The sequence below is a fragment of the Pseudomonas lini genome, from assembly GCF_001042905.1.
In the GTDB taxonomy this organism is placed as follows: Bacteria; Pseudomonadota; Gammaproteobacteria; order Pseudomonadales; family Pseudomonadaceae; genus Aquipseudomonas; species Aquipseudomonas lini.
The window spans coordinates 439,103-450,996 of record NZ_JYLB01000002.1; the positions used below are offsets into that span (position 1 = coordinate 439,103).

Genomic DNA, 11,894 nt, shown 5'->3' on the forward strand with positions numbered 1-11,894 from the left:
CCGCGATCAGGCGCTCGTTTCATTCAAGGATGATGTGATGTTCAAAGGACTGTTTCGTCTGACCGGCGTTGTCGTGCTGGTGTGCACAACATTTTCTACCGCGCTGTGGGCTGAAAGCGGGGCTCGGGTCTACACCGGAACCGTGGGCAAAACCCCGATTGTGCTGGAGGTGGGCGCCAACGGCAGTGAGGGCCGCTACTTCTACCAAAAGTACCGCGGCGATCTAGTGCTCACCGGCAAAAAAGAAGGCGAAACCCTGATACTCGATGAGGGCAACCCGCCGGTCGAAAAGCGCAAGCTTCTCCCGCAATTTCGCTTGCAGCCCAAGCTGGACGGTTGGTCTGGCGAATGGATCAGCTCACAAGGCAAAAGCCTCAAGGTCGAGCTGCAGCCAGCCAAACTCCCGCCGTATCCCGCCGATGCATTGCCCTATCTCGTCAGACTCCATGACAAGGCTCCGTACGAATACCTGCGTCTGCAAGGTCTGAAACTCAAACAAGGGCGGACCGAAACGTTTATGGGTTACACGCTGCAATGGTGGAGCGAGCCACAGACTAAAACAGAAGGGTTTGAAGTGGTTTCGGGTTACACCGCTGAGGCGCGTCAGCGCATCAATCAGCAGTTGATGGCGCGGTTGTGGCAGGGCGTGGAGGGGCATTTCGGATGCTACGTCGATGGCCGTGCGAGCTATTACAATCAGACCATGCAGCCGTCGTGGATGACGCCTTCCGTGATGAGCACGACGCTCTCATTCGAGTACTACTGCGGTGGTGCTTACCCGAATCAGTACAACGAAGCGCTCAATCTTGATACCCGCACCGGAAACGCCCTGACGCTTGATGACGTGCTGTGGGTGGGGCAGGGCAAGCCACTGCATTTCGAGCAATCCTACGACTACGATGAGCCTTCATCCGAGTCTTCCGATGCCTATTTCGACTACCGCTCCAAGGAGTTGGCGCCTTGGCTGGTGGCGCAACTGCTTAAGCTCTATCCCAAGGAAATGACGACAACGCAAGAGGGGGAGAACGACTGCGGCTACAACGAAGATGACCCTTGGCAATTTCCGGACTGGTACTTCACCGAAAACGGCATCCGGTTAGAGCCTTCCTTCCCTCACGTGGCTGCCGTGTGCCGAAACATAGGCTGGAGCGTTCTGCCTTACAGTCTCGTCAAACAGCACCCCGGCGGTGTAACACTGCAACTGCCCTAGGCTACATATGGCCATTTACCCAAGGATGATTTGATGTTCAAAGGATTGTGGCGTTTGACCGGCGTTGTCGTGCTGGTGTGCTCAACGGTTTCTACTGCGCTGGGGGCCGACAGTGGCAAACAGGTTTACACCGGAACGTTAGGCAATTTGCCGATCGTGTTGGAGCTGAACACCTATAACGCCAAGGACGTGAGCGGGCGCTACTTCTACCAGAAGTACCGCAAGGACTTAATACTCAGTGGCGAAAAGGTCGGTGAGGCGCTGAGAATTGATGAGGGCAACGACCGCGATCGCGAGGGTGAACCGCGCCCGAACATTCGTCTTCAGCCCACGCCCAACGGCTTGTCCGGGGGATGGACCAGCCCCCAAGGCAAAGTCCTGAAGATAGAACTGCTGCAAGCCAAACTACCACCGGTTCCAGTGGGTACTTTGCCTTATCTCGCTACGCTCCATGACGTGGCGCCTTATGAATACCTGCGCCTGCAAGGTATGAAACTCAAACAAGGCAAAACCGAAACCTTCATGGGCTACACGCTGCAATGGTGGAGCGAGCCGCAATCCGGGATGTCGCTGTTTGAAGTGGTTTCGGGTTACAGCGCCGAAGAGCGGCAACGCATCAATCAGCAGTTGATGGCGCGTTTGTGGCAGCAAGTCGTCAGCTTTCACGACTGCCTCACCCAGCCCGGCATGTACGTCTACAGCCAAACGGCCGATCCGTTGTGGATGTCACCCTCGGTGATCAGCGTAAACATCATGGCCGAGGACAACTGTGGCGGATCTTATTCGGATGAGAGGGATATGCCGTTCAATCTCGACGTCAAGACCGGCAAGCCCTTGATGCTGGAAGATGTGCTTTGGATAGGACAGGGCGAGCCGAAGCATTACGAACTAAGCGAACTCGACGATAAGGCGTCCTATGATGCTTATCGCGCCTATTTCGAATACCGCACCAAAGAACTGGCACCGTGGCTGGTAGGTCAATTGCGTACGCTCTATCCCGAGGAAGTCACCACCACGACTGACCGCAATGATGGCTGCGTCTACGGTGAAGAACAGTCGTGGAAATTCCCCTCCTGGTACTTCACCGACCAAGGCATCAAGTTGCTGCCTTCCTTTGCTCACAACCAAGCCATGTGCCGAAACGTGGAGTGGAGCGTCCTGCCGTACAACCTGATCAAACAACACCCCGGCCACGTTGCATTGAAGTTGCCCTGACGCTGAGTTATTTATCCGCCAGCCCCGGCGCTTCACGGACAATAAAGTGATCCAGGTTCTCAATATTTGCGCTGAACACCCCGAACGTCTGTTCGGGGTTTTTCTTGCTCGGCACCTGCTTCAACTCCGGCGTCACCCCATAAAAGAAGCAATACAACTCCGCTTCACTGTCGACGGCGTGCTTGATCTCTTCCAGAAACGCTTTGCGCTTGCGGTAGTTGTCGATCAGCTTCTTGCTCAGGTAAACATTGACCGAGTAAGGCTTCTTCTTCGCCTCGTCCGGTTGCTTGAACCAGACCTTCTGTTCGAAATCGATGCGAAAACTCTGCGTGTAATCCTTGATCTCCTTGATCTTGCCCCAGTAGATCAGCCCCTTGTTGTCCTGCAGATATTCGATCTTCTTGAAGAACGACCCATAAGGCGCCGAGTGCTCGCCAATCTTCAGCGGCATGCGCTTGAGCAGCTCCTTGTCCTCGAAGTTCGACACAAAACACTCCACCGGATGGGCGAAGACACTGGTCTTGTCCGGCGCCGACTCCCGGCTCGGATGCTCGACGTTACTGGCCGCTGAAGGCACTCGCGGCTCATCGCGCACAACATCCGCCGCCACCGTCGGGCTGGACGGCTGGCGCACATACTCACGTCGAGTCAGCAACAACTCCGACGGAAAATGCTCCTCCCGACCGTCATCCGATTCCGCACCGTCCACCTCCAGGCCCGACGCCGGCGTCTTCAGACTGACATAAGGACAACCCTCGACATGCCGTGTGCTGGGAATGTTCTTGAAGTGCGGCGTGCGCACGTAATTCACGTTCTTGGCGTTGAACGTCCCCAACACGTTGGCCGCATCAAACGCCGAACGGCACGCATCGTTGGGGCACTGGAAATGCTCCTTGGCGGAATCGAACTCCATCGTCTCGTCGAAATTCAAATCGCGCACGTCATAGATCGACAGCTTGTCGTCGAGGCTGAGGCAGTAGGCGAGGTCGAATTTCATGGTGGGCTCGGGTCCTTGAGTAGGGAAGGGTATTAATAGCGGGAGGCGGGGCGGGTTGCACTGACTGTTTTTGGCACAGCGCAAATCGATGGCAACACACCAAACCTGTGGGAGCGGGCTTGCCCGCGATTTTCAAACACACAACAGTCACCAAGCCAGGCACCATCCCTGTGGCGAGGGAGCTTGCCCCCGTTGGGTCGCGAAGCGGCCCCAAAACCGGTGAACGCAGCAGGTCAGGCCGTGAAGATGCCACATAACAAAATCCGCTTCCTGAACCTCAACGGCGGATTTTTTATGCCGCGACGAACAATCAGAACCCGCGCAACATCCGGGAAGCCTTCCGCCACCCAGGACTCACGCCGATTGAACGGACCATCGGTCAACACACAAGGCATATCCCGCAACCGAATCCAGGGCTCATCCTGCTAATGCAGCATGCTTAGCGACATCTGAGGCCAATCCAGAACACTCAACGTCGGACGCTCGACCACTCGCGATGGTCGAGCATCATGTAGCGCAGGAGAGGAGACTAGGAAAACGGAGGATAAAAAAATCAGCACTCCGCCTTGGGTAAAATTTCAATCGGCAGACTGGTTGGTTTTCAATCAGCGTCAACACCCTGGCTTTCAGGTCGCAAGCTCAGGCTCAACAGTTTTAATAAATGCGCGCACCGCAGTATCGAACGTATTTAAGACTACGTGCTCTAGCTCCTCGGAAGTTAGATACCCCAGATCAATGATCTGGTTCTTCACTCGAAGAATCTTGGTGGCAGAACGCATGACGTCCTCCATTGGGCCTCGACCGACCTTAACTGCCGTGCTTAGCCAGCCTTCAGCTATTGCGATGGCCAAGGAAGGGTTCCCACCTATAGATGCACGCTCAAAAATCTGAACCATTGCATCCTCGGTCAATTGCTTTAATAACTCCCAGCGCTGCGCGTGCCCCTCGCCTCTGTCCAGAATCGTACCTCGTACCCAGAGCCGTTGAAACGAGTTGCGGACACCTCCCGCAAACCGTGCTGCTCGCTCGCGATTCTTATCGGTGAAACGCCATACGACTATGTCAGGGGCCAATACCGTTGTCATGAACGCCCATACGTCATCACGCAATGCTTCGCCTGTCCGCAAATCCTCTAACTGGCCAAGGTAAATGGCTGCGTCTTGGTCGAACTGCGCTCTGGCCGCTTGGGTATTGGAAGTGGGGAAACCCGCTATTTGAGCAATCCTCCGCAGTTCGGCAGTAATGTTAACGGCCACGCTATCAGCTCTGGTCCCACCACTTGAGGCGCTGGTCTTCAAGGCCGAGTATTCTCTGATACGGTCGATGCTGTCTTTGGGAGACGGGGTCTCACTCTTGAGTTTCTCAAGGATTGTGGCAACACCGTGAGCTTTCAGGCGCGGAAGAAGTGGAACACGCATCAGTCACCCTCTCCAAAGTCGGCTGTAGCAAGAATCAAGGCCTTAAACTTTCCTGGCGCATAGGTCCGCATTTGTCGGATGTTCTCGAGACTTTGTCCAGGAAATGACATCTCTATCCACGCTCTCGCTTGATAACCTATCGAACCTTCCTCATATCGATCGAGTTCGGCTTCATTCTCAACGTCTAGCGAGGCTTCGATGAGCTGCGTCATCACATCAGCGACCATTGCCTGGAGCGTAAGAGCATCACCTTCGACGAACCTTGCGCACACACGTTCGATATCAGAATTGACATAAAGCCTTACGTTACCGCTGAAGTCCGCATCCAGCGTTGTCGGGCTCCAGTCTACGAGCCAAGGAGCATATTGCTCTGGCCTAGCCTTGAAACTCTCGGAAAAGCTGGCAAGCTCAATAGGGAACCTGGAATCACCACCATCTTCGATAAGAATATGTTTGTGATACTGCCAGAGGCGCGCGCCCCGCTGCTTAGCAGACAATGGCCCCCCAGAATCAACGGGTGCTTCAAGAACGATCCTGAGGCTGAGCTGAAGCTGCCCTGAAAGGGTTCGTCCAGGAATGGTTGCCTCGAGCGTTACCGCGGGTTCGTCGATATCTATTACTGCAGTCACCAGGCGATCTACTCGCCGAGGCAAGCTGCCGGTGCCAGTGCCAGCCACGAGCACTACCGCCAGTTTCAGATCAGCAGCATCTATTCCCAATCGATCTGCTGCTTCTATGAAATCTACATCGACATGAACATTGACTTGAATGTCTTGTTCATAATCCCAGTTCTCCAGAATATCGGAAGCCGGGGATAAAGGTTCACCCGGAGGCCCGATCATCCATCCGCTGAAGTTGACCAGTTCATTCGGAAAGGTCAGGAATGGGAGGGCTATGCGGCTCATGCTCTACCCTCGTTCAGAAAGCGAAGTCGGACACCTATGGCTGCTTCTGGTGGGCTCAGAACCGAGATACTGATGGTGCCGCTTTCAGTACCTACCTTGATGGTTGGCCCAAGGGTAACTTCGTCAACGCCATCAAACGACATCCCGATCACCCGGGTTTCAAAGCCAGCTGGCAAATCTTCACCGTCAGCAACGACACCGTCTGCAACCAGATGAGATTCAGCCGATATTTCAAGCATTGCATTCGCCCCATCGTTCTGCAAGTCCGCTTCAAAAATGGCGCAACGTCGATTCTTATCGTCAATTTCAAGACGTATAAACCGAGTTGGCGATATGGCGAGCTCGTGCTTTACATGCGGTGAGCGCGGGACCGGCTTAGATCTGCCCGGACCTTTTCCCGAAACTGAATCAAGTAGCCGTCCCAGACGGCTAGCAGTACCAGCAAGCGAAGGACCACGCTCCTTGCTACTGCTTGCGACTGACATGACTGGTGCTGCGAAAGTACTGGCGGCTTGTTCGATTCGCTTGAGAGCCCCCCGAACGAATGTCTTCGCGTTACGATCGGGAAGATTGTCAGGAATCCAATCGTCGTGAGCAGGAGGCTCGGACATTGCAAACGCGGATTCCACCTCATCCTCATCCGAACATATGAATACACCAGCCCACTCAAAGCGTGTATCGGCAAAAGGAGTACCCTCGATATACTTCACGACCAGCTCCACAGGTCGCATCAAGGCGATATGACAGGTCTGTTCAGGTATCCCGGAATTGTCATCCAGAGCGGAGCCCAAGCGATCGGCGCAAAGCCCCCTCTTGATGATCAGTTTGCCCAAATCCTTTTTAGGGCGCTCACTCCTAATAATTTGCACATCATCAGCATTATCTCGATAAGCTTTCATGGCAGACGCGAACAGATCAAACGGAGGGAAGTCGTCCGGCACCGGCAACGCGACTTCATGCTCCTCGATTTCTACCCGAATGGTGAGCTTTTTGTCTTCAGGGGTTGATGCCGTGAGTCGTGGCCAGAAGTTCCAGAGAATCGTTTCTTGTATATAGTGATTTATCGACCTGACGTCTTCTCCCTCCTCAATGTAAGGATCAAGGATAAGGATTGAAGTACCCGTATTGTTCAGATCTCGTTCAGGCATCCCTAACGACGCCGCCAGTTCGGCAGCATGGGATCCGGTCAGGGGATCGATGCCGCCGTCGCCATCGCTGATCCCCCACCAGTGCCTCCCCGTAAATCTTCTGCGCTTGTTATCGGCCGTATCAGCATCGAACGCCGAACCCAAGTGACAACCCATAAATCTGCGTACAGGTTTACCTTCGCAAGTGGTCTGGCTATCTACGAGAATCGTCGAACACGCACTCATTGCATATAGAGATGTCTTCCCGTAACCGTAGGTGCCTCCTCCGTGATATGTGTCACGAGCAACGCCGACGTTACGCAGAAAATTTACGAAATTGAGCGCTTCGCGTCCATCTGAAGCGACGTCTCCCGACGTCGGTCCACTGAGCCCGATGGAACGGAAGTCACAGATTTCCAGCACTTTGAGGCCGACCGTCCCAATTGAGGTTGCTATCTCATTCCGGGTGTGATCACCCTGGGGAAGGTCTGCCAATACAACCTCCCTCAATGCTGTGCACTGTTGAGATGTCAGCGTACGAAATCTAATCGACAACGACGGACCGAACCCCGGCAGGGCAGCATCGATACTGTTCTGAATAGACTCACGGAGCATTGTCTGCAGAAGATCCTGAGCAGGACAACCGAGCAGCCGCCTGAAGCCGTCTGCTGCGATGTTTCCTGTCTTGGCAAAGGGTTCGCTAAAAAGCTCCAGTAGTCGCGTCATCCAGCAATCCTTTCAAAGGCAATTTCGAAATCATTGGTCGAAAGTTCAAAGGTCTTCGCATGGCTCAGATCGATCTGATATTCCAAAGCCGAGATGCCCTCTGGCAGGAATCCTCCAGCGAAACTGGAACCAGTGATTCGCGGAAATCCTTCGGAAACTCTGTAGACCTTCAGTCCTTCCAGATCAAAGGATAGGCGATTCCATTCCTCTCCATGAGGATCCGAGCATCCCAGTGCCTCCAACCCCTTTTCGAGCGTTCCTCTATCAGCCCCGGATCTCAGCAGACCATCAAAGACCGAGCCTACTGAAAGTTGGCCATTTTTGACTTGCTCCAGACGAACATGGGCAAGGTGAAGTGTCCCTCCGATTGGCGGAGCCAACTGGTCGATGCCATGAATGGATACTCGAGTTGTATCGGATCGCCCAGAGGTCTTCACCTCGAGAGCATGGATACCTCTGCGAAAATCATGACGGAGTTCAAAAGGCCCGGTCCATGTTTCCGTTGCAATCCGATTATGAATGACAAGACGCCGCATCACTTCAAGTTCGCCAACCAACCCCTGAACTTTGTTGTCCGGGATTTCTTCACGAGCCTTCTCTTTCAAGAGTTCCCGGAAATCATCGATAGACGCAGCTACGGCCTTGAACGGTGAAAACCCCTCCTTGATCCTTCGAAGAATTTCCTCCGCCAGCTCAGCAAACACCATATCAAGAGCTCGGTCCAAGCACATGATGTCGATAAACAACGTACCCTTGCTGGATACATTGTAGTTCGAAGTTGTCACGAGGAGCTTTGAAGTTGACGTCAGCCCACGGACCTCAGATCGCCCACCGACAGGCACCAGAAGTCGAGGCTGCCCTTGTGCTCCGATCGCGTATCGCGCCGTGCCGAAGCCTGTCGCGATACCCGAATCAATACTGGGAACCTCAATCACCCCATCACCCGAGCCGGTCTCCTTAAGACGCTTCCAACGCTCGATCGCCCTCTTACTCATCAACCGCCCCATCCAGTGCTTCGGCCAACAATTCTTCTTCCGATGCAATCTGCTCAGGTACAGGGGCGTCCAGCCCCACCGAGAAATAGTCGCCCGCTTGATCCGGTGTTCCCGGGAAAACAATACCAATACCTATCAAATCACTAACGGCGTCCAAGTCCTTGCGAGATGTCGACTGTGCCTCGGACTTACCGTCGATCACGTATAGCAAGAGGAGAGGGATTTGTGGGCGATCATTTTTGATCTCTGCCCAACTTCCATTACTTTTCACTGTCTCTGGGTCCATGGTGTCGATAAGAATGTCGCTCTTCGACATCAACGCTTTGATGTCGGCATATCCTCTCTCGTTGTCTTTCAACTGAGAGCGACGGGCAGCATTCACCTGGCCAAGAACGCCCAGTGGTTTTTCAGCCTCTCTCTTGCCAGTGGGAGTAATGATGCCGACATTCCATTCCTGCAGTCTGTCTGCTGCCTGATCGATATAACCGAGAAGAAGATCTTTCTTCAGATCCATGTGGTGTTCACAGATATCATAAGCCACCAGAAATTTACGGACCTCTTGGAGTGACACTTCTCGTGCGAGATGACGTTTGCCCCCACCTTGAGTTTCGAATGGGCGCTTGGCAAATACATCGTCAACGAACTGAACGGCAGCTTCCCAATTTCCCGCTACCTTGGTATCACTCTGATGATCAAAGCGGATGGTCTGCACATGTCGGCCCTCGAAGCTGATATTGCTGCGATATGTATGCCGCATCTTGGATGCAGCAGTAATCGCCATACCTGGAATGGCACGAACCCTGACGGCGAACTCCTTGGGAGTGACGCCATGCTTGCGGTAGTTGCTGATGTCTTCGCGGATCTCTTCCTCAATACGCGCCAGCGCACGGAAGTTTGACGTAAGTTCAGCAGTCGTCCAAAGGCGAGGAAGATCCTCATAACCCTTTCTATAGCCGAACCAACGCCCCATCTGAAGCAGAGTGTCATATTGCATGGAAGTGCGCAGGAAGAATGAAACTGAAAGACCTTCAAGCGTCAGTCCGCGGGCTAGCACTGTCCCCCCCACCACGATGTAAGTCTTGGGTTCTAGGGTGTAATCCAACCGTTCAAAGCTTTCTCCGTTTTCGATAGCGAATTCCAGGGCATCGAGAGTGCTCTTGAGATGTGGGCGAAGGTCGGCCAGTGAATATATTCCGTCGTACTCCAGCGGAACTTGGTCTGTCTCCTCCTTGAGTACCTGCTCCATCTTATTCTGGAACTCACCAAAATCGCTGGTCAGTTCAACCAGGTTGCTTTCGATCCATTGCTTAATGAGCTTCGCCATTCGCTCGTGTTGGATGATGTAAGGGGATGTATGGACCAACATCGTCATATGCTGTTCATACTGCCCGCGCGCTCTTCGGATTGCACAACTAAGAAGGAACCAGAGAACTGCATTTTCCAGTTCTTCAGTCATCTGAGGGTGGAACGAATCCTTTTCACTGATGCGGATCGGTCGCAGGAGTTTGAGCTTTTCGTCCGGCACATGTCGAATCATGTTTCTGCCGGCCTCTTCTGGAGACTCAGGGCCATCCGGATCGACTGGAGCATACCCGAACACCTCCCTCGCACCAAAATAGCCGTCAGTGCGAGGCAAAGTGGTAATGAAATCCTCCGGATACAGATCGTCGAGATCGTTCTGATTTAATGGGTACGGATCGATGAACACATTGGCAAATGGTGTTGCCGTGTAACCCACATAAGATACCGCTGGGAGTGCTCTTAGGATCTTGCGGATCTCGGCATTGATCCGCGTCATGTCGTAATCATTATTCGACGAGTTAACCGACGCTTGATCGCACTCATCGTCAATTAGTAGCACCTTGAGCTGCCGAAGTATTGCCAAGGGGGTCTTTGGCTTGCCTTTATCATCGATAATAGTCTTACGGAAGGTCTCGAGTCTCGAGGTGATTTTCTTCATCACGACCAACTGCGCTCGTCCGGGAACAGGCATCGTGAACGAACCATTCGCAGGATATGTGTAATCCCCGTCGTTCTGCTCGGTGGTGTAAAGCTGCCAGAAATGTCGGTGACGATTTACGATGTCGTGTTCTATACGTCGTTGGGTCTGCGCCCGCAACTTGTTGGTTACTCCGCCCAGCAGCACGATTAGGTTATATCCGGCGTCCACGGCTTTGGCGATCACGGAGGTCATGTTCGCTGTCTTGCCGGACTGGACATAACCAACTACGAGTCCACGATGGCGAAAACTTTCGTTATTTGGATTTGCAAGTAGCGATACAACTTCTGACGAGCTCTCATCGATAGACGCAATGGTGTTTTCGTCCCAACCCTTGCTGTTCTTGAGATATCCCTTCAGAGCCGGCCAGTGAACATCCTTCGAGCCAGGCCCCTTGTACCAAGGATCTCTTTTCTTGATCAAAGAGCTACGACGCAAGATCTCAACATCCTCCAACGACGCGATCACCTGCTCAAGTGCTACCGCAAGATTCTGGTCCATTTCGGAGGTAAAGGAGAAACCAATGCTGGTGAGATCCTTTTTTAAGGCTCCTGCAGCCTGCTCCGGGGAATCGTGCGTAGGAAGTTTCTCGCGGATCTGACGGGCGAAGGTTTCAATCTGCGGATTTGTCATCGAAGCAATCCTTACTTTCAATCCATAGGTATAGGCGCTGCTGGTTCGCTGAGCATGTACTATCCAACTTCCAGGCCACCTGCAATGTGTGGCATCACTTTGCCACTTAATGCGTCATTGGCCCAGTCCATTTTGCGCAGACAGCTGATCGGATTAAGCATCAAGCAGGCCATCTATCAGGCATCGACCGGTGGCAGGGCATTACGTATCCATCACAGGAAAGTCGGGCCAGGAGACGTATTTTTGATTACAATCCGGCACGGCTTCCAGAAGCCAGTTCATTTCTGCTTCAGGCCCGCGGATACCACACTCCCAAAGCTCGAAGACACGCCACCCCAGCTGGAGCAGCTCGGTTTTGTTCCTAAGGTCTCGTTTCACATTCTGGTCGAATTTCAATCGCCAGAATTCTTCGCGAGTTCGAGGGGATGTGGCATATCTGCAGCCAGGGTGTCTATGCCAGAAACAGCCATGAATGAAAATGCAGACGTTGTAGCGAGGAAGCACAACGTCTGGCCGACCTGGAAGCTCCTGAGAGTGCAGTCGATACCTGAAGCCATGCCGATGCAGCAGCTTCCGGACCTTCATCTCGGGAGATGTATTGCTGCCGCGAATAGCGGCCATCATGCGAGACCTAACTTCTTTGCTGACTATGTCCATGACCGAGCCCCA

General features: G+C 53.4%; 9 protein-coding genes and 1 pseudogene. 2 read left to right on the forward strand and 8 right to left on the reverse strand.

Annotation, left to right across the window (positions count from 1 at the left end; genetic code table 11):
* Positions 1 to 37 precede the first annotated feature (37 nt).
* Both TU81_RS06485 and TU81_RS06490 read left to right on the forward strand, forming a co-directional pair.
* A complete protein-coding gene (locus TU81_RS06485) occupies positions 38 to 1,210 on the forward strand; it encodes a hypothetical protein (protein WP_048394138.1) in 1,173 nt (390 codons plus the stop codon).
* 33 nt (positions 1,211 to 1,243) lie between these two features.
* On the forward strand, positions 1,244 to 2,425 hold the full coding sequence (locus tag TU81_RS06490; RefSeq protein ID WP_048394140.1) for a hypothetical protein: 1,182 nt from the start codon (positions 1,244 to 1,246) through the stop codon (positions 2,423 to 2,425).
* Positions 2,426 to 2,432: 7 nt separating this feature from the next.
* On the opposite strand, the gene TU81_RS06495 is transcribed toward TU81_RS06490, so the two are convergent.
* The 8 genes and pseudogenes from TU81_RS06495 to TU81_RS29370 all read right to left on the reverse strand — a co-directional run bounded on the left by TU81_RS06495 (position 2,433) and on the right by TU81_RS29370 (position 11,882).
* On the reverse strand, positions 2,433 to 3,422 hold the full coding sequence (locus tag TU81_RS06495; RefSeq protein WP_048394141.1) for a hypothetical protein: 990 nt from the start codon (positions 3,420 to 3,422) through the stop codon (positions 2,433 to 2,435).
* A gap of 310 nt (positions 3,423 to 3,732) precedes the next feature.
* Positions 3,733 to 3,943 (reverse strand): annotated as a pseudogene (locus TU81_RS30685) (BRO-N domain-containing protein); the annotation flags it as partial.
* Between the two features lie 105 nt (positions 3,944 to 4,048).
* The gene (locus TU81_RS06500; RefSeq protein WP_053078278.1) at positions 4,049 to 4,840 is read right to left on the reverse strand and encodes a DUF6339 family protein; all 792 of its coding nucleotides are present in this window, start codon (positions 4,838 to 4,840) and stop codon (positions 4,049 to 4,051) included.
* The gene (locus TU81_RS06505) at positions 4,840 to 5,745 is read right to left on the reverse strand and encodes a hypothetical protein (protein WP_048394143.1); all 906 of its coding nucleotides are present in this window, start codon (positions 5,743 to 5,745) and stop codon (positions 4,840 to 4,842) included. Before TU81_RS06505 ends, TU81_RS06500 begins: the two co-directional genes overlap by 1 nt.
* Positions 5,742 to 7,598: a hypothetical protein gene (locus tag TU81_RS29105; RefSeq protein WP_053078279.1), complete on the reverse strand. Its 1,857-nt coding sequence runs from the start codon at positions 7,596 to 7,598 to the stop codon at positions 5,742 to 5,744. The genes TU81_RS06505 and TU81_RS29105 overlap by 4 nt, the downstream gene beginning before the upstream one ends.
* Positions 7,595 to 8,593: a PD-(D/E)XK motif protein gene (locus TU81_RS06515; RefSeq protein WP_053078280.1), complete on the reverse strand. Its 999-nt coding sequence runs from the start codon at positions 8,591 to 8,593 to the stop codon at positions 7,595 to 7,597. Before TU81_RS06515 ends, TU81_RS29105 begins: the two co-directional genes overlap by 4 nt.
* On the reverse strand, positions 8,586 to 11,225 hold the full coding sequence (locus tag TU81_RS06520; RefSeq protein ID WP_048394148.1) for a Z1 domain-containing protein: 2,640 nt from the start codon (positions 11,223 to 11,225) through the stop codon (positions 8,586 to 8,588). Before TU81_RS06520 ends, TU81_RS06515 begins: the two co-directional genes overlap by 8 nt.
* Positions 11,226 to 11,426: 201 nt before the next feature.
* Positions 11,427 to 11,882 (reverse strand): very short patch repair endonuclease, encoded by a 456-nt coding sequence (locus TU81_RS29370; RefSeq protein WP_082157816.1) that lies wholly within the window; start codon positions 11,880 to 11,882, stop codon positions 11,427 to 11,429.
* Positions 11,883 to 11,894 lie beyond the last annotated feature (12 nt).